Genomic DNA, 19054 nt, shown 5'->3' with positions numbered 1-19054 from the left:
CCCCCTAAGTATTAATACAATCATACTACTGACAGTACAGTGTAGCAACCAAAGATTTTTAAAGTTTCCGTGTGTTTTTTTAACTCTTCTAGTGCCGATCGCACTAATGTAGAACAAGCATCGGCTTCCACGTCCATAAAGAAGATATATTCTCCGAGCGATCGCTTAGTCGGCCGAGATTCAATGCGACTTAGGTTAATACCGCGACTAGCAAATACTTGCAAAGGTTTTACCAATGTTCCGGGCATATTAGCAGGTACGCTAAAAGCTAGTGACGTGTGAGTACAATTCGCCGAAGTTGAATCTAGGTGCGAGTTAGCCCCTAGTGTGGTGCCGGATGTCATTGATGACTCGTGGGATTCTGCGAAGTTTCCTAATTTTCCTGCATCGGAGCCAAGTACCCAAAATCGAGTGTAATTGTCGGGATAATCATTAATCGGGCTCGCTAGCACGGGCAATTTGTAGAGTTCGGCGGCTCTTGGCGAAGAGATTGCCGCTATACTGCTATCTTCTAGATAGTGCAACGCTTCCGTCGTTGAATTAGCCGGAATCAACTGAGCCTGTGGGATAAACTCGGCCAACCACAATTGACACTGAGCTAGGGCTTGCGGGTGAGAGTAAACTTTTTGAATCTGGTTAAAATTTTGAGCATTTGACAGCAGTGCGTGGGAAATCGGCAAAACCAGGGCGTGTTTAATTCGCAGTGCATCCAGCCGCCACAGGGTATCTAGGGTGACAGTGACGCTACCTTCTATGGAATTTTCTACCGGCACAATTGAGTAATCAACCAGCCCGGAGGCAGATGCCTCTAGTGCCTGAGAAATGGTGGAATAAGGATACAGGGTACATTCGGAGTTAGTTTCCCGGCTCAACCAATTGACATAAGCCTGAGCCGCTGTTTCTGCATTGGTACCTACAGGGCCGAGATGTGCGATCCTCTTCGAGGGCTTTGCTAAGGAAATTTTCATAATAATCGGCAATTTTGCGTTACAAATGTTTGCTTTACTCTCATCAGCCAGCAAGTATGATGAAAAAATTAGCCTGAGTCCCAAAAGCTTTTATCCGTTATTTCTCGGATGAGATGGGGCGAGTGGGCGAGTTAGTGCGCGACTCAAATCACCTTAAAAAAGTTATAGTTTATTAAGATATCCTTACGAATCCCACATATTGACATATTCTCATGTATACCCGTTTTAATGCTTCCCAATCCGTTGAGATCGCCGTACCAGATGAACGGGTTCCCATTCAACATTATCTGCGCCAGCCGAGGCGATTGGTGAACGCCCTAGTCGATCGTACTCGCACAGAGCAACTAAGCGATGACTGTTTCCGCCTGAAAATGCGACCGTTACAATTTATGATGCTCAGCATTCAACCCACAGTAGACATGAGGGTATGGGCGCAGTCGGAGGGCGCAATCAATTTGGAGTCAGTCGCCTGCTCGATTCTTGGTGTGGATTATATAAACGATCGCTTTGCTCTCAATCTTAAAGGAAAGCTTTACGTAGACCAAAGTAGTGGGGTAGCGTACTTGAAGGGAAAAGCGGATTTAGAGGTGCAAGTCGAGTTACCGCCACCGTTTTGGCTGACGCCCAAACCAATTTTAGAAGCAACGGGCAACGGCTTGCTCAAGAGTGTACTGCTAAGCGTCAAACAGCGATTGATGTATCAATTGCTCTTAGATTACCGCCGCTGGGCAAGCAGCGAAACAGAAGTAATATCGAGCGATATCCCTCAAATCTTATCGGTTGAAGGTTGAGCGGGTATTAGAGAATGACGTTGCTTAATCAGGGTATGAAAATGGGTAACTTGAAAATTCAGCTATATTAACTGACCAGACGATCGAATGCAATGCAGCCTGAATTTTGTTGAAATTTGCTAGCTCCCATAGATAGCAGCGGGTCATTCAAAATCGATGTGAGTCAGCGCTCCATCATCGTCTTCCATGATTCTCCTAGGCCCAGACCAAGCTGTTGATTTGTCTTGTGAAACTTCGGCCTTTTTGTCGGTGAGTTCGCGCTGTGGTGGTCGAGTTTTTGGGCTCGGTTGCACATTCGTCGCCCCCACCCGGATTCGGATTTTTGGTCCGGAATTGCCCAAGCGAATTGTCATCCCGTCCGCTACCGATACCTGAGCGATCGGCTTATCATCTACATAAGTGCCGTTAGCGCCAAAATTAATAATTTCCCAGCCATAAGAATGATTCCACAGCTCTACGTGGTGGCGGGAAACTACAGCGCTGTAAATAATTACATCATTGTCGTTCGATCGACCGATCCGAACCACAGATTCGGATTCAAAACACCAACTTTGAACTGGGACAGACTGAATAGGATGTAGCAGAGTTAAGGTAATCACTGATGTTTTGACACTCCCCCGCATGACTGAAACGGGGATGCTTCAAGAACCAATTTTTGCGATAAAACCGCAAAAGATTTGATGCTTAAAGGCGTTGTCAGTGCGCCGCTACTCCCTCGCTTTGCCGTAAAAGTTGAAGTTTTGACTGCTTGAGGCATTTGAACAAACTTTTGATTGTTGGCTTGGACTCCAGGTGCGAACTTTGCCTGTCCTCGATCGCCACCAAACACGATATTAATCTGGTGAACTTGGCCGCGATTGACAGCAGTGCGAAGTTCTCGATCGATTGAATCTCGGATGGAGCTACCCGGCCGATCGCCCATCTGGGCCGATCGATCGGTGGAGTGACCATTTTCCCACAGATCGATCGGAGAATTCAACTCAGACGAGTGCTGGTTGCACCGCTGATTCGAGTTGTCGATCGGGCGACAGTCTGCGACGATCGGCGAATTGCTGTTTGCCCCTACAGAAGTTAACCAATTATTAAGGCTGCGGGTTCTAGATAAAATAGGAGTTGGTTCTCTCAAACAGCATAGGTCTTTTAGGGTTGCTAACATTTTTCGTATTGATGCGATACCTTTAAAATACAATGCTTTGAGCACTGGAATTCCTCGCCCAGAAAGCCTCTATTTCGCGTACTCTGTACCGATCGAGCTTTCGGGTGCCGGCCACCCCAAAAATGCGATCGGCAAGCAGCTACTTTCTCGATCGGGAAAGCCGCACTTCAGGGCAAATCCGACTCTGGCGGTTCCACCGGATCGGGCGGTACAGATTCATCCCTTTGGCGCTTCAACTCTGCGACTTTTTCTTGAGCTACATCCCTGACTTCTATAGCTTTATCTTGAAGTTTTTCCGCCAGATTTTGAGCGTTCCGCTTCACGCCAGCCACATTTTTAAGAGTTCTGTCAAGATCTTCCTGTAAAAACTCGGCTACCATGCCGACTTTATGGTGCAGTCCCTCCGCGTACTGCACGGGTTCGGATACAGCAGCCTCAGAGACGATCGCCCGCTTGCTGCCGATCGTCGAAATCGCCTGCACCGGCAACAAGTAAATCCCGTCTAAAACGCCGCGCCAGCCGCTAGATTTAAACAGGTAATCCCTAACAGAACCAGTCCGGACATCAAATAGGTAGTCAACCACCGTACCTGCCTTATTTCCTGCGTCCGTAAGTACCTCAAGGCCGATCGGACAAACAGCTTGTTCCGGCTGATGCAATTCCGGAAGTTCCGGGTTAATCGTCACCAAAACATTTTCGCCCACCGTATCAACTTGCGCCCAAGCGAACCAGCGTTTTTTGTTGCCCAAAAGTCCCGACTTGCAAGTAAAGCCGATCGCCCGCTGGGAGTGAGGATCGAGCCAAAGCCGATCTACCCTGCCGACCTCTTCCGCCGTGCGGCGGTCGATCGTGCGGCGGTTGATCAGTTCGCTGCGCTTAACAATCTGTTGTGATGTACTCATAAATAAACTCCTGAGTGCCGCCTGCAAGAAAAATGTCGATCGTCCAAAGATGTCGATTTAATATTCTTCTTCTTCTTCTTCTTTTTCTTCCGAATAATGGGGAGTATTTTCTGCCTCAGTTAACTCGTCTTCTTCCCTGGAAGTGCCAATTTCTTTTTGGCTGGGAATAGGAATCGTGCTAAGCAGTGCGCCCCCGGAGGGAGCGTGAATTGCCTTAGCATCCCTTGACTTGACGCTAGTTTGTGCTAACTGGGCTGAGGACTGATTCCCACCGACGTTGATTTGAATTTTCGGGCCCGAGCGAGCCAAGTGAACGATCAGACCGTCCACAACGGGAACCTTAGCGATCGGCTTACCATCGAGGTAAGTACCGTTGGTACCTAAATTGATCAGTTCCCAATTAATGCCGCTGCGTCGCAATTCGATGTGGCGACGAGAAACCACAGCGCTAAAAAGAACGACGTGGTTTTCCGTCGATCGCCCGATCCGGACGACCTCTTCGTCTTCAAAGATCCAACTGCGGACGGGAATAGACTGGAGTGGATGTAGCAAGGTCAGCTTAATCACATTGGCAGCATTGAGTTTTGGTAGAGCGCCTCAAGATGCGATTTTAGATTTTAGACTTTCGATCGCCCAATCCAAACTCGATCTAAGAGATTTGAAATAGAAACGTAACCAGGTCTCCTTTTCCCAGAGAGATGCGGTCTCCCGGTCGCAACCGATGTCGGTTTCCCTTGGGCAGGGGAGTATTGTTGACGTAAGTGCCGTTAGAACTGCCTACATCTTCTAGGTAGCAAGCATCTCCCTCCACCCGGAGATTTGCGTGTACCCGAGAAACTATCTCAGAATTAGCAAATCCCGAAACATCAATATCTGGCGGCACCAAGTCATTTGGCTTGCCAATGTGAATCACAGCGAGATTGTGAGGCAATTCCATCGGCGTATTTGTCTGAACGTGTATCAGTCGCGCCGACTGCTGTTGCAGTTGAGTTTTAGCCACACCCGCTGGCTGTGGGTCGGGAACCGGGGGAGAGGTATTTGGTGCTGTTGTCACCGATTCTGTTGTAACAGGAACCGAGAGCGACGGCGAGGGATCTGGAATCGTCGGAATGCTGGCGGGAGTTTTTTCCAAGTTCGGCCCCTGATGTGGGGTAACTAGAGGTTCCATTGCGATCGTCGGCGGTTCGGTTGATCCTAAGTCCGGCACCAGTGGCGATACCACTGTGGGGCCCACAGGCGAGACGGACGGTACTGTCGCCTCAACTTCTGGAACGTAGGAACCCGGACGCAAATTAAAGCCACACTGACCGCAAAATGCTGCATCTGTCTGAACCGCTGCACCGCAGTTTGAGCAACTGGCGGTAACGGGTAAAGGCGTGTAACAAGACTCGCACTGGCTGGCCCCGTCGGGGTTCTGGTGATTGCAATTGGGACAGACAATCATCGATTTCTCCTTGCTATCGGCCAGATTTTCCAATCAGCCTCGTAAAAATAGTTGTGTATATGGTCAAATTTTAACTTTAACCGCCACAATTCTTATATTGCTTCGCTAATACTAGCAACTGAGTTCGCGCCGTGACATTCGGAACGAAGGAAAAGATTGAGTTAGTAATACTGCTGACAGTGCTGACTCTGGAGGCTCTCTCAGCTATTTTACTGCAACGCCTGCCGCAGCATCGAGCAGCCACCAAAGTTCGCCTTCTGGTTGAATGAGTCTGGCTGGATAGGTCATGGAGTCGGCTGCGGGGGCAAAAATTTGACTGAGGGCGGGTTGTTTGCTGGCTCCTGCCACCATGAAGATGACGCACCGGGCGCGGTTGATTAAGGGGAATGTAAAGGTGATGCGGGGTTGACCGTCTTTGTTGCCGACGGTTATTAGGGAGTCACGGACTTGTAAGGCTGGTGTGCCGGGGAATAGAGAGGCTGTGTGGGCGTCGTCTCCTATGCCCAATAGGATGATGTCGAAAGCGGGAAACTCGCCGTCGGATATTTTGAAGAATTGCTGCAATTCGGTTTGGTGCGTCGAGGCGTCGGCTGCGGGGTCAGCCGCGCCTGTGGGCATGGGGTGGATGTTGCTGGCGGGGATGTTTACTCGATCGAGCCAAGCGAGGCGCGCCATTTTTTGATTGCTGTCCGGGTGATCTGGCGCAACGTAGCGTTCGTCACCCCAGAAAACGTGAATTTTGTCCCAAGGCAGGTCTTGGGTGGCGATCGCTCTGTAGAGCGGTTCTGGTGTGCTGCCACCCGCCAAGGCGATCGTGCAAACTCCACGTTCTGCGATCGCTGCTGGGATTTTGGACAGGACAACCGCGAGCGATCGCTCTATGAGTTCTTCCCGATTTGCTAATACTTCTACTACTTTTTTCATTAATTTCCTCTCAACTTTTCTCTTCGTCTGGAGCTGGGCAATTACTCAAATTCGGCCTTGACATTTTGCTTTGAGGTCGATCGGCTGACACGCTTGGAAGGCTCTACACCGCGTCAACTCTGATTTTATCATTATTTCCGCTTTATTTTGCTGGGCAAAACTTATTTCGGTCGGTACTCAATCGAGCTTCACCTGTGGCATACATCTGTAGCAACAGTTTCCGAGAGTTAGGACGTTCTTAATTGCACTTTTCACAAGATATATGTAATGGAACTTCCTTCATAGTTCTTGCTTCTGCTATTATGTTTTTCGCAACTTGCAATCAAAATCGCGATCGCACTTACCTGGGGACAGCAAAAATCATCAAGATTGATATGGTAGACTATGGAAAATAGTTTTAGGTCCCGAGGCTCGGATGGAAGCAAAACTATGTCAAATTTTAAGAAATTTCCTACATCTGTCCGCTATCTAATAGCGCGTTTCCGCCACTGGACGCAACCGTCGGTTTGGGCTCCGCTAGCCGTGCTGTGTGCGGGGGGGTTATTTATCTGGGAAGTCTCCGTACATCCAGAAAGGTTGAGCATAGATGGCGAAGAAGAAGCAGCAAACTCAAACAATCCAGATGCGATTCCCGGACTGTCTGCTGAAGATAGTGCCATTGCTGCTGAAATCGACAGCTTGCCAGTGCTAGTCAATCAGTTCAATCGCTCCAATTCTGAACTGAACTTGTTCAATTCATCAGCAGTCAAAGGCAAAGGTTTATTCGACGAAATTCGCACTCGCGGCTTAGAAAAGCCTAAGCCCTCTTCAGAGCCAAAGTCGGCGGCAATCAACACATTTGTGTCGCTGTCAAATTTACAAAATCCTGCGATTGGGACAGTCAACAATAACCCGCAAAATTCCAGCTTACCAAGTTCAAACCCGACATCTGATTTGAGTTTATCTGGCAGTGGGACGACCATTTCCGGCATAAGAGCGATCGAGCCTGAGTCTGCGGGTGCACCGGAAGCATCAGGTAGCGGTAATTCCAGCAAACAAAACGACAATCCTGTGCCTTTGAGTCCGCTGCAAGCAGCCATGAAAAAATACGTCGCTGCTGACACTTCAGCAACGGCGGCGGCCGTGAAAAGTGCAAACACCCCTAAATTGCTCGATCGACCGGCTTCCCTTGGATCTGGGACAAATCCGGCAAATTTGTTGCCAACGGTCGCTACAGCTCAAGGAAAAGCAAATCCTGGGAATGTTCCTGCGACAATCTCCCCACTTCCGGCTTCTACTAATACAATTATTAGCGACTCTCAACAATTTTTAAACCCGGCAGCTACACTTCCTGAATCATTTACCGGGTTAAATTCCAAAGCATCAGTCATCCCCACAATTACTCCACAGGTTCCAACGGTGGCTTTGCCCAAAAATCCCTATCAAACTAATTTATCCGACTCGGGCTTGATACCGGAAGTTCAACCTGTGGCGCTTCCTGTCGCCACACCTTCACCAATACCGCTAATTCCGAATTTCGGGCAATCCCCTAGCACGGGAGTAAACAAGATCATTAATCCTCAATTCTCTCCCAATTCAGCGAATTCTCAATTTCAACAACCTCAACCAAGTCAGATTAATTTGCCAAGCCAGCCTAACTTTGGAGCAGTTCCTCAAAACACCAATCAGGGCGGGCAGCCAATTCAACCGCAACCTTTTTCTACACCTCGCTCTTTGACTCCGGGACGCTATATTGGTGGCGGCGAAATTAATACTTTTGCTAATCCTTAAATGAAGGAAGAAGGAAGAAGGAAGAAGGAAGAAGGAAGAAAGAAGAAGGAAGAAGGAAGAAGGAAGAAAGAAGAAAGAAGGAAGGAAGAAGGAAGAAGGAAGAAGGAAGAAGGAAGAAGGAAGAAGGAAGAAGGAAGAAGGAAGAAGGAAGAAGGAAGAAGGAAGAAGGAAGAAGGAAGGGGAGCATCTCAGTTTTGCATCTGTAGTGCTGTCCCCGCTCGCGAGCTATACGAGCTCGCACTGTAAAAAAATGTTTTTTGCAAAAATGAGATGCTCCCGAAGGAAGAAGTTGAATTGTAGGGTGTGTCGCCCTTGAGAATCCCTGAAGTTGACAGACAATTTCACAGATCCGCACCTGAAAAACCCGGTTGAATTGTAGGGTGTGTCGCCAGATCCGCACCTGAAAAACCCGGTTGAATTGTAGGGTGTGTCGCCCTTGACAATGCCGGAATTTGACAGACATTTTTACAGATCCGCACCTGAAAAACACGGATGGAAGAAACAAACCTAACACTTTTTTGTAGTAAAAATTTGGAGAAATGGTATAAGGTGCGTCGCCATGAGATTGTCGATATTGAGTTAGAGATTTTTCTTGAGCGACGCACCCTACGACTGTTAATTTTTCCAATTCTCAATTCCCAATTTGATTGGTAAAACTTACCTAGAGGCGGCTCTTCCCAACAACAATCCGCCGATTCCCAAGCCAAATGCGATCGGCAACCAAGCCGATAGAATCGGTGTTAAAACAGCTTTCACGCCCATCGAACTGGTGACGAAAGAAAATACATAGTAAGTAAAAATCACCACTACGCTAATACCAAAACTTGTTCCTTTCCCCGATCGCCGCGGTTGAGTTCCCAAAGCGGCTCCCACTAAACCAAATACCAAGCACACGAAGGGAAAAGCATATTTTTCTTGAATTCGCACCCGGAGTTTGCGAATTTGCGGTGCATCGCCGCTGTTTTTAATGATTTCCAAACGCTCTAAAGCTTGAGCAATATTCATTTCCTTGAAATCTCGCACTCTCGCAGCTAAATCTAAGGGCGTGCGGGGGAGTTGCAATTGCTGGTGTTGAAACCTAACTATATTACGGTAAGAGCCGTCTGGAGCTACTATATAAGCGGTGCCGTTGAAAAAATCCCAGGTGTTTTCTGAGGGATTCCAAGTCGCTGATTCTGAAGAAACAATTTGATTGAGGCCTGGGGCGGAGCGATCGATAATTGTTAAACCTTTCATTTGCTGGCCGTCAAACTGTTCTGCATAAAAAAAGCGGGACAGGATTTCTTCGCCACCTTTTTCGGGTTTGCGAAATTCTGTGTAGATAATATTTCGATCTTGAAACGTCGGTTTTTCTCGCTTCAGGGCTCTGTCTAAAGTTAAAGTGGCTCTGTAACTGGCGGCGGGTACAACTAATTCTTGCAAAGCAAAGGTGAAGCCGGCAACGATTAAACTCATAATGACTGCGGGCATTATCAATCGGTAAACGCTAACTCCGCAACTGCGGAGGGCGATGAGTTCGCTGTCGCTGGAGAGTCGGCTGTAGCTCATTAAGGTTGCTAGCAGCATTGACATGGGGAAAGCTAATACTACAAAGTACGGAATTTGCAGCAGAAAAATTTCCAGGGCGGCGCCGTAGGGGAGGCCTGATTCTGCTACTCTGCGGACTAATTCAAATAAGGCTCCCACGGTGACGGCGACTGATGTAAATAGTCCGACGCCAAACAGAAATGGGCCGATTAGTTCTTTGGTAATGTACCAGTCCATTACTGAAATTCTCGGCAGCCAGTTGAGGGGATTGAAGGATTTGGACATTGCTATTTTCATACTTTGGCGTTTTTGCCGATCGCTCCTTAAGTTAAAATTTAAATTCTCAATTCTAAATTTCTTGGGAGTTACGCAGGGGTGGTCAGAAACCGGGTTTTTTTACGAAAATCCTTCGTTATATTCCAAAGATTAACTAAAAAACCCGGTTTCTTGGACTTTGAATGCGTAAGTCCTGTTTCTGTCTTGTGCTTTTAAAAGACTATCGCACGAAGTTGTCGCCTAGGTAATACTGCCGCACTAAAGGGTTGCTGTAGAGTTCTTCTTCAGCCCCGGAGGCTAAAATTTGGCCGTCTCGCATGATGTAGGCTCGATCGGTAATTTCGAGGGTTTCTCGGACGTTGTGATCGGTGATCAGGATGCCGATTTTACGATCGCGCAGTTTGGCAATTATCGTCTGAATTTCGTCAACTGCGATCGGATCGACGCCTGCAAACGGTTCGTCTAAAAATAGAAACATCGGCCCGTCTCGCCCAGCAGCTAAGGCTCTCGCTAGCTCAGTCCGCCGTCTTTCTCCCCCCGAGATTTGAATTCCCAAACTGGATGCTATTTTTTCTAAGCGAAATTCTTGCAACAGGAAATCGACTCGCTGCTTCCATTCCCAGCGTGGCACTTGAGTTTGTTCTAAAACTAACAAAATGTTGTCGCGCACGCTCATGTTGCGAAAAATGCTGGCTTCTTGAGCGAGATAGCCTATTCCCAACTCCGCTCGTTTGTGCATCGGCAATTTAGTGATGTCTAAATCGTTGAGCCAAACAGTTCCTTGATTGGGTTTTTCTAATCCGGTAGCTATGTAAAATGTTGTGGTTTTGCCTGCACCGTTGGGGCCGAGGAGTCCGACGATTTCTCCTTGGGCTACTGAAAGGTTGACGCGACTGACTACATTGCGTTTTCCGTAGGATTTGTGAATATTTTCGAGTACAATTTTCATGCTCGTCGAGGCAACTTTTAAGAAGAAGTCATTAGTCATTAGTCATCAGTCATCAGTCAGGGAGCATCTCATTTTTGCAAAAAGCATTTTTCTTTGAGTGCGAGCGTCCCCGCTCGCGTATTGTACAATACGCGAGCGGGGACGCTCGCACTATTAAAAGCAAAACTGAGATGCACCCATCAGTCATCAGTCATCAGTCATCAGTCATCAGTCATCAGTTGGTCAACTGTCAACTGTCAACTGTCATTCGCATCTATTCTGGGTTCTCGATTGTCGCGCATTTCAGCTTTGAGATCGGAACAGGCAGGATGCCTGTTCCACAAGAATGGCAATAAAAATTATTGTTTTAGGTAGATATGCAACAGTTGATGTTTTTGCCGATGCGAAATTTTGCTGCTACCGGGGGCTGTTACTTAGGAGCTGTTCGGGAACGGGCGGGCGGTTTAACAGCGGGATTTGGATTAACCGGAGCTGGTTTGGGCCCGATCGAATTTTGGGCTGCTGCATCTTGTTCTGGCGCCACCAGATAGACGGATTCTACTTGTCCTGGATTGTCTGGGAGCGCAATAAACCGCCCTTCGTCAATCAGGTATGTGATGGTTTCGCCGCGCAGGCTGTTTCCCTGCTGCAATACGTACACGTCACCGCTGAGAATGATCCGGCGCTCGCGGCTGAAGTATTGAGCTTGAGCTGCGGTTGCTTGTATTTGGCGGGCTGGGTAGTTGATTTGGACGTTGCCGCGGGCTGTCACGATGCCGGTTTTGGAGTCGGCTTCTTGGATGTCCGATCGCACGGAAAGAGTGCGGGGCGGTGCGGCTTGCGGGTAGGTAGGAGAGGCGATCGCGCCAGCCAGAGTCAGCGGCAACAGCAGCGATAATCCTTTGAATAGGCGGGAATTGAGTAGTTTAGCGGAGGGCATCATAGCTTGCAAGCCTCAAAATTTTTGAAATTGCTGAAGGGCATTATCTCACCCCTGATTTTTCTCTATGGAGATTAGATCCACCACACCCGATCGGTTAGGTATTTTATCTTAACGGCCGTGAAAAATTCCCGTAAGGTCGATCGACCTGCCCGAGAGCGTCAACCAATTATCCTAGCAAGACAATAGCCCTTTCTTCGCCTGTTTGGATGATTTACTGGAGAAAGCAAGTTTTTTGACGGTTTGGGCGATCGGGAAGTTTCGGGCAGTCTCAAAGGTAGATTGCATAAGCTGTCCGCAAAAAGATAATCTTACAACTGTGCTGATAAAAGTCAGAATCTTTGGAAACAATTAGTCCACATTGTCCCGTTCGATCCAGCGTGCGGCTGTGAATTTCCCATTGCTTGCCCCGGCTCCAACGCACTGTTAGCCTGCGCTTTGCAGCCATCATACTTCCATAGGCAACATTAACTACCCAAGCTGGTACAAATCCATTCCAATCGTCGCTCAAGTCTTTTGAGCAATGATATAAACATGATTCTCAGGATATTGATCGTATTCAAGGTGAAGGGATGTAAATTGAGACTCACTCAGAATCTTTAGGAAAGCATTTACACCTAGTGTGCTGTACTCAAAGTCTTGACCTTGAAATGTTCCAGAAACTTCACCTGCTTCATGCCCACCCCCACACGTGAACATCAATACACCATCAGGTTCAAGAGCATTGCATAGCTTTTTCATCACAGATTCTTGCATATCTAGCGGCAGATGAAATGTGCTGTCCCAAGCAACAATCAAGCTGTAGGGTTTGGGAGGATTCCAACAGCAGATGTCTGCTCGATAGAAGACGATGTTTGGATGCAGTTGTTTGGCTAAATCAATCATTTCTGAGGAAATATCAAGTCCTTCCACTTGAAATCCATGTTCGCTTAGGACTTTAATAAAGCGTCCACTGCTTCCACACCCTATATCAAGAGCTACCTGCTTTTTATGGGTGAATTGAATAGCACGCTCCAACTGTGGGATACCATAAAGCGAATCTTGATGCTGAGTTTGCCACCAGTGGGCAATACGATCGTATCGGGCTGCTGTATCCTCTGTATCCATGTTTATTCTTACTTATGACTGTCTCAGCATTAACCTGAAGCAACCTAACGGCAAAACGCAGCGGCGGCAGATAACCTTGAACTCAGTATTAAGAACCTTCGCCCGTCCGCTGCCGTGACGTGTTAGCTCTCTTGGCAGGTTGCAATTAATTAGCTAGTAATCAATGATTCATAGTTTTCCCACGTTTTCCCTCTAAGTTTCTGTGCAAGATCTGCTGTATCTATAGCTTTTAGCTTTCCAATATCAAAATATTGCTTGCTAACGAACATTCCTCCCGAACTTGCTTTAACAAAATTGGTAGGATGCATATCATCCAGTACGAATACCCTTACTGGATACCAAGACTCTCCGATCTTTTGGCGACGTTCTATCGCAATCTTGATCAACTCTTTTTCTGGTCGGCTAACATTACTCCAAACCAAGCTCGCTTCATCTTCAGATTCCAGATCTACGACCGCTTCAATTTGTGATATTTGTTCAACACACTTATTGCGATATGTCCCAAAATACAAACTGCGACGATGATTATATGATCCAGCCTGCGCTGGACAGGTGTATATTTTGTGCTCCAATACACTATCAAAACTCCCCTTACAGTTTACGACATCCAAGCGATATTTCCAAGACGGCAACAAGTTATTTTCGTCAAAATATTCGCCTAAATCTGAAACTGCATCAATTAGGTTTTTGGGTAAATAAGGTAACTGAATTGCTTGAAGAAACTGTTCAAAGCTAACAGATATAAAGGCGACATCTTCATATTTAGCCTTAGTTTCAACAGTCTGCAAGACTGGGTTATTTGTTGGATCTTGCTCAAAATTTCCTAAAGCTATGAGTATCTTCTTTCCTTTCTTTTCTTTCAATGTATCTAGATGATCTAAAAGCTGTTTTTCACCGAAATCGCTACCGAGTTTTGTCTCAATAAAAACCGAGAACGAATCTTGGAAAATTTCACCATCTGGCACGCTGTCTTTTGCACGACGCTGTTGAATGAATTTTACACCTACAGTTCCTGAAAAATTTTCGCCAAACAATAAACCTAGCGCTTCCGAGAGAAATTTTGGATTCTCTTCATACAGCATCTTAAGAATTAAAAGACAGTGGTTTGTTGTTTGATTTTCTTTCTGTGAGTAGGTCGGAAATAGGCGTATATTTCGACTCATAATTTTGGTAATCTTGAGTTAAGTATAATGTTGATTCTACTTTCAAGCTCTCAGTCAGATATTTAAACTTCTACACAACCGTTAACTAGAGAGGGCTAACTTATAGTTATATAGCAAATGCGGTACAATACATAAAATGAGCTACAAATACCGCAGGTCGCTCATGTATATCAACCCCTTCTTACTACCGATCGGAATCTCCTTTTCTCGATCGAGTTCAGTGTTCTAGCCTGCTCATATTGAAGTTTGTTCTACTTTGAGAATTCGTGGTAAATGCAAGCCGGCAACTTCTGTACCTGCGAACAACGGTAGAAAATTAGCTACGGCTTCCGGGCCAGCTTGCTGCAAAGCACTCAAAAGTTTAGCACTTTGTCCGAGCAAATCTTCAACGGCAATTCCCGCATAACTCGGTTGATAATAATTGAGCCGATTTATGCCTTCTCCCAGCAAGATTACTGCACCGCGCCAGTTTTGATTGCTTAGGTGATAAAGCGCGACAGAAATTTGCAATATTCCCTGATAAAATCTTTTGTCCGGCTCGCCGGCTTCCATCCACAAAGCCTCTAAGGTATCGTGACAAGCGTAAAAATCTTGGCTGTTAAACTGTTCGATACCTTGCCAAAACTCGATCGGCATTTCCTCTGTCATTCGCTTGGAGATTGGGATTTTGGATTGGGGATGCGTGTTAGAGTAGGCGGCGATCGTTGAGGTCGCTGTCAACTGTCAACTGTCAATTGTCAACTGATTTACGACCTATTTTCACAACAATTACCAATTTTACCAGAAAGAATTGGTTTAAAGCCCCAAGCCCGATCGGGAAAAATTAAAAGAAGACTATTCATTACTCCAATCCTCTTTCTTTCAGGTAGAGGTAGCTCTCAACTGTCAAGCGGTCAACTGTCAACTGTCAACTGTCAACTGTCAACTGTCAACTGAAGACCGCCTACTTAACCGATTACATGGTCTCTCTGACTGCTTGAATCTGATCCATGCTAATTTCCTGATTGGTTCCAGCAAAATCGTTATCTGGCGTCAGAAATAACATACAGTGACATTCTTTCCGCTCGCGCATGGGAATGCAAGGACAGTTCCAGTAGGCGGCTTTGACTTCGGCTTCTTTATCTTCGTAATGGCGACAAGGGCATAGGGGAGCACCTAGTTCATCTTTGTGCTTTGCTAGTCCTTCTATAACGACAGCAGTGACTGAAGGCTCGGAACAAAAGTAAGTTCCGGTGCGCTTGGCGTAGGTTTCGGAGAAATTCTTCATCGCCTCCAAAGTTTTTTCGTTGGAGAGTTTGGATTTTTCTGTTGTGTTCATAGTTGAGGATCGGAGTTGAGGATGCTACGAGCTTTTGACAATTGTACCCCAGAATGTGATTTTAAACACTTGATATTTCTCTTTACTTACAAGGAGGAAAAACTTGACAAAAATTGAGTTTTAGGTTGTCGGTTTTTTGGTGATTTTTCTGCATCCCTCCGATTTCGGGAAACTGGCGGTTGACACGGTTTTTGGAGCTGCTAATAGATTTGACCGATCGCCCGCCCAGACAAAAACATCCCCCAACGGGGATAAAAAAAGATAAAATATGAGACCGCTGTCCCTGTTTCCGGCATCTCATGGCAATTTCCCCGCATCCCACCCGCACCAAAAAAGTTCCTTCCTCTAAGCTAATTTGGCCCGCTGAGACCGAGTTAGTCGGATTAGTGTTTGAATTGACCCCCCGCGCAGCTAGCTATCTGTACGCGCAGTATGCTATAGGTTTGCACGCTTGGTTTTTGCATCAAATTCAGGAAACTGACCCGGAATTATCGCAAATTTTGCACGACTCGCAGTCAGAAAAAGCCTTTACTATTTCGGGATTGGAGGGTGATTTGCTTCCAGCCGGTAAGGAATTTCAGCTTTTGGGCGATCGCATTTACCGCTGGTATGTCACAGGACTGTCCCAGCAAGTAGTACAATGGCTGAGTCAGTGGCTGCAAAATTTGCCCCAAGAGATTGATTTGCGAAATGCTCCGCTGGTAATTCGCTCTTGGGATATTGCTTTTTCTCCCACAACTTACCAGCAATTGCTAACAGCAGAACATCCATTATCTAGAAACATAAAACTTAGTTTTGTAACTCCTACAAGCTTTCGCAGCAAAGGGCATCACTTCCCGCTACCAGTTCCCGAAAATGTTTTTCACAGCTATTTGCGCCGCTGGAATAACTTTTCGGGTATGAATGTTGACCAAGCAGAATTTCTGAATTGGATTGACGAAAATGTAATTATTAGCCGCCACAAGTTGGAGTCGCAAAAGGTGGCGGCGGGCAAAAAAGGCATGGTAACGGGATTTACTGGGGCTGTGGAATTTGCGATCGGGCGATCGGCCGGATTGCGCCCTGATTTTGTACAATTATTTTATGCCTTGGGGCAATTAGCACCTTACTGCGGCACGGGCCACAAAACAACCTTTGGATTGGGACAAACGCGATCGCAATGGTTGACAGAATCCCTACCCGAAGTCTCTATCCAAAGCGTATTGGCGGCGCGAATCGATGAATTGACAGAGAAGTTTATGGCGCACAGAAAGCGTACAGGCGGGAGTCGGGCTGGTGAGATTGCGGAAACTTGGGCGACGATTTTAGCGCGCCGGGAATTGGGGGAATCTTTGTTCGATATTGCTGCTGATTTGGAAATGCCTTATGAAACTGTGAAAACTTATGTAAAATTAGCAAGAAGAGCTTTGAAAGTTGAGGATTGAAGCAGACACAGAAGGAAAAAGCACAGGGGTGTATCTGGCGCAAGGTAAATATATCTGTAGGGGCGAAGCATGACCGCAGAAAATAGGAGATTATAACTAATAACTTATATGCGGTCATGCTTCGCCCTCTTCCTTGCGCCAGATGCGCCCGATCTATTTACTATTAGGAGACCTGAGGAAAATTCTCGAATTAGTTGATTTATTTTCATTCCTGGTTTTTGTTTTTTACAAGTAATTGTGATTATAATATATCCAGTGTCCACCATGAGTTCTATGCCCGAACCTAAAAATAGATTTAAACTTGGTCTCTTATTAGATCTATATGAGAGCCATTTCTTAAAGCATTCATTTATGCGAAAGTTGCGTTTACGTCATCTGAAGCATTGGTTCAGTTGTCTCAAGGTAGGACAAAAGATTAGTGTGGGCTATGGACTGGCGCTGGGAGTGGCAATTCTGGGAACCGCTACAGGAATCTCGATCGCTGACCAATATCATCAACAAGCTGTTAGACACGAACAAAATGCGATCGAAGAAACTCAATTCATCAGTGAATTGCAGATCCAGCTCGTTCAAGTTCTCCTCCACCAACAGCAGATCCTGATGCTATTGGAAAATCGAGATTTGCTAGACCAACAGTATTCCTATTTTTTAAACCATGTGGCTCTATTCAAAAAAGAATGGTCTGAGTTTAAATCTTCGGAAGGGGATACAAAAAATCATAAGGTTGACGAGTCACCTGCTGAAATAAATACCGTCAGACGTTTTCTGCAAGCCAATGAAGAGATTCCAGAGGCTTACTTGCAGCAGACAGAGGCGATATTAAAGGCAATTAATTCCGCTGAATTATCACCCGCAGAAATTCAGATATTCCGCAGCCAGCTCTTGACTTTTGGTAGCAGTCCTACATCGCTGCAATTGAAGAAATTTTTACAAGATATAGAGCAATTAAAGGTAAGGGCGTATAAAGATTACAAAGAAGCAAAAACTGAGTTTGCAAATGTACAGGTGCTACGAGTACAGGTTATTGCTGGGAGCATGATTTTGTCAGTGGCGATCGCCATCTTCCTCGCGATTTATACCAGTCGGGCGATCGCTCGTCCCCTCCAGCAAGTCACCCATATTGCCCAGGAAGCAACCCAAACGGGCAATTTTGATTTACAAGCTGCTGTTACCACTCAAGATGAAATTGGTATATTAGCAACAGCCCTAAATCAAATGATTCGACGAGTCAAGCAACTGCTACAGGAACAACAAGCCGCATCCACAGAACGCCTAATTCAACATGAAAAAATGGCGACTTTGGGACAGTTGATTGCAGGAGTAACCCATGACATTAACAATCCAATTAATTCCATAGCCGGCAACCTAACCCATACTGACAGATACCTAAAAGACTTACTAGAACATTTGCACATCTATCAGCAGCATTACCCCGAACCTGCGTCAGAAATTATCGAACACGCTGAAGCCATTGAGCTAGAATTTGTAGAAGAAGATATACCCCTAATGCTTGCATCTCTTCAGCAGAGTGCTGAACGTATCCGCGATATCAGTTATTCCATGCGGTTGTTCGCACGAGCAGACTCTTCCCAAAAGATTGCTTTCGATATCCACGAAGGCATCAACAGCACGCTATTAATTTTGAAACACAGACTCAAAGCCAATAATAATTATTCGGAAATTACTGTTGCCAAAAATTACGGCAAGTTGCCAAAGATTAAATGTTTCGCTGGACAATTAAATCAAGTATTTATGAACATTATTGGCAATAGTATTGATGCCCTAGATGATGTAATGGATCGAAGTAAAAATTCTGATAATTCTGAACTCGTGCTGATTCCTTCTATTCAAATTCAAACTGAAATTATCGAAGATAATTGGGTCAGAATTAGGATTGCTGACAATGGTTCAGGCATCGATGAAGCGTTGAAATTACGCTTATTTGAGTCATTCTTTACAACCAAAGATGCCGGGAAAGGCACCGGGCTAGGACTCTCAATGAGTCACCAGATTGTGACGGAAAAGCATGGGGGGAAACTCTACTGCAATTCCCAACCTGGACAGGGAGCGGAGTTTGTGATTGAGTTACCTATTGGTTAATTTTAATGAATAATCAAAAGCAGAGTTATACGAATTTTTTATGAGGCTGCATAGAATCCGAATACAAATTAGGTACGTAGTTGCGCTTTAGCGCTCTTTATAATATTAGGAAAGAACGCTAAAGCGCAACTACGTACCTATGATGACAATAAAATCAGCCTGCTTATTCAGGGGAACTTAGGGGAGATCGGGATATGTGCAAGTTCACATTAAATTGGTATTATAAAACTTTATTAAGTTTGTAAGCAGTAGTAAGCAATAGTAGTATCATCTAGTCAAAATGGTCAAGAGAATTATTGCGATCGTCAAAAAATGG

At 45.9% G+C, this 19054-nt stretch carries 19 protein-coding genes; 5 read left to right on the top strand and 14 right to left on the bottom strand.

Going from position 1 to position 19054, the window contains the following annotated elements:
• Window positions 1-20: 20 nt before the first annotated feature.
• Window positions 21-968 carry a prephenate dehydratase gene (pheA, locus tag JGK14_RS15375; protein WP_293186435.1) on the bottom strand — a complete coding sequence of 316 codons (948 nt, stop codon included), beginning with the start codon at window positions 966-968 and terminating at the stop codon, window positions 21-23.
• 212 nt (window positions 969-1180) lie between these two features.
• On the opposite strand from pheA, the gene JGK14_RS15370 reads away from it, so the two are divergent.
• Window positions 1181-1759: a DUF1997 domain-containing protein gene (locus JGK14_RS15370; protein ID WP_293186433.1), complete on the top strand. Its 579-nt coding sequence runs from the start codon at window positions 1181-1183 to the stop codon at window positions 1757-1759.
• Window positions 1760-1902: 143 nt separating this feature from the next.
• Here the strand turns inward: JGK14_RS15370 and JGK14_RS15365 are convergent, their stop codons facing one another.
• The 6 genes from JGK14_RS15365 to pgl all read right to left on the bottom strand — a co-directional run bounded on the left by JGK14_RS15365 (window position 1903) and on the right by pgl (window position 6185).
• Window positions 1903-2358, bottom strand: coding sequence for an FHA domain-containing protein (locus JGK14_RS15365; RefSeq protein WP_293186431.1), 456 nt, complete (start codon window positions 2356-2358; stop codon window positions 1903-1905).
• Window positions 2355-2915, bottom strand: a complete 561-nt coding sequence (locus JGK14_RS15360; protein WP_293186429.1) for a hypothetical protein — start codon at window positions 2913-2915, stop codon at window positions 2355-2357. The genes JGK14_RS15365 and JGK14_RS15360 overlap by 4 nt, the downstream gene beginning before the upstream one ends.
• A gap of 167 nt (window positions 2916-3082) precedes the next feature.
• Window positions 3083-3817, bottom strand: coding sequence for a PRC-barrel domain-containing protein (locus JGK14_RS15355; protein ID WP_293186427.1), 735 nt, complete (start codon window positions 3815-3817; stop codon window positions 3083-3085).
• 57 nt (window positions 3818-3874) lie between these two features.
• Complete coding sequence (locus JGK14_RS15350; RefSeq protein ID WP_293186425.1) at window positions 3875-4384, bottom strand: FHA domain-containing protein; 510 nt, start codon at window positions 4382-4384, stop codon at window positions 3875-3877.
• Window positions 4385-4466: 82 nt separating this feature from the next.
• The gene (locus JGK14_RS15345) at window positions 4467-5261 is read right to left on the bottom strand and encodes an FHA domain-containing protein (protein WP_293186423.1); all 795 of its coding nucleotides are present in this window, start codon (window positions 5259-5261) and stop codon (window positions 4467-4469) included.
• Between the two features lie 204 nt (window positions 5262-5465).
• Window positions 5466-6185, bottom strand: coding sequence for a 6-phosphogluconolactonase (gene pgl / locus JGK14_RS15340; RefSeq protein WP_293186421.1), 720 nt, complete (start codon window positions 6183-6185; stop codon window positions 5466-5468).
• 429 nt (window positions 6186-6614) lie between these two features.
• On the opposite strand from pgl, the gene JGK14_RS15335 reads away from it, so the two are divergent.
• Window positions 6615-7955, top strand: coding sequence for a hypothetical protein (locus JGK14_RS15335; protein ID WP_293186419.1), 1341 nt, complete (start codon window positions 6615-6617; stop codon window positions 7953-7955).
• Window positions 7956-8201, top strand: a complete 246-nt coding sequence (locus JGK14_RS15330; RefSeq protein ID WP_325315244.1) for a hypothetical protein — start codon at window positions 7956-7958, stop codon at window positions 8199-8201.
• 411 nt (window positions 8202-8612) lie between these two features.
• Here the strand turns inward: JGK14_RS15330 and JGK14_RS15325 are convergent, their stop codons facing one another.
• From JGK14_RS15325 to JGK14_RS15295, 7 genes are all read right to left on the bottom strand, one after another.
• Window positions 8613-9779, bottom strand: a complete 1167-nt coding sequence (locus JGK14_RS15325) for an LptF/LptG family permease (RefSeq protein WP_293208509.1) — start codon at window positions 9777-9779, stop codon at window positions 8613-8615.
• 199 nt (window positions 9780-9978) lie between these two features.
• Window positions 9979-10707 (bottom strand): LPS export ABC transporter ATP-binding protein, encoded by a 729-nt coding sequence (lptB, locus tag JGK14_RS15320; protein WP_293186416.1) that lies wholly within the window; start codon window positions 10705-10707, stop codon window positions 9979-9981.
• A 409-nt stretch (window positions 10708-11116) separates the two neighbouring features.
• A complete protein-coding gene (locus JGK14_RS15315; protein WP_293186414.1) occupies window positions 11117-11629 on the bottom strand; it encodes an LptA/OstA family protein in 513 nt (170 codons plus the stop codon).
• Window positions 11630-12133: 504 nt separating this feature from the next.
• Complete coding sequence (locus tag JGK14_RS15310; RefSeq protein ID WP_293208513.1) at window positions 12134-12733, bottom strand: class I SAM-dependent methyltransferase; 600 nt, start codon at window positions 12731-12733, stop codon at window positions 12134-12136.
• A gap of 149 nt (window positions 12734-12882) precedes the next feature.
• Entirely contained in the window at window positions 12883-13815 is a 933-nt protein-coding gene (locus tag JGK14_RS15305) for a hypothetical protein (RefSeq protein WP_293208515.1), read from the bottom strand.
• Window positions 13816-14130: 315 nt separating this feature from the next.
• The gene (locus JGK14_RS15300; RefSeq protein ID WP_293208519.1) at window positions 14131-14544 is read right to left on the bottom strand and encodes a DUF309 domain-containing protein; all 414 of its coding nucleotides are present in this window, start codon (window positions 14542-14544) and stop codon (window positions 14131-14133) included.
• 307 nt (window positions 14545-14851) lie between these two features.
• Window positions 14852-15214 (bottom strand): ferredoxin-thioredoxin reductase catalytic domain-containing protein, encoded by a 363-nt coding sequence (locus JGK14_RS15295; RefSeq protein ID WP_293157224.1) that lies wholly within the window; start codon window positions 15212-15214, stop codon window positions 14852-14854.
• A gap of 299 nt (window positions 15215-15513) precedes the next feature.
• Here JGK14_RS15295 and cas6 point away from each other — a divergent pair, with 299 nt between their 5' ends.
• Window positions 15514-16638 (top strand): CRISPR-associated endoribonuclease Cas6, encoded by a 1125-nt coding sequence (gene cas6 / locus JGK14_RS15290; protein WP_293220649.1) that lies wholly within the window; start codon window positions 15514-15516, stop codon window positions 16636-16638.
• Between the two features lie 351 nt (window positions 16639-16989).
• Window positions 16990-18738: a sensor histidine kinase gene (locus JGK14_RS15285; RefSeq protein ID WP_293186408.1), complete on the top strand. Its 1749-nt coding sequence runs from the start codon at window positions 16990-16992 to the stop codon at window positions 18736-18738.
• Window positions 18739-19054 lie beyond the last annotated feature (316 nt).

This window comes from Microcoleus sp. PH2017_28_MFU_U_A, from assembly GCF_020738035.1.
Classification (GTDB): domain Bacteria; phylum Cyanobacteriota; class Cyanobacteriia; order Cyanobacteriales; family Microcoleaceae; genus Microcoleus.
Note: the sequence above shows the minus strand (reverse complement) of the source record. Positions and strands in the feature narration are given on the sequence as shown.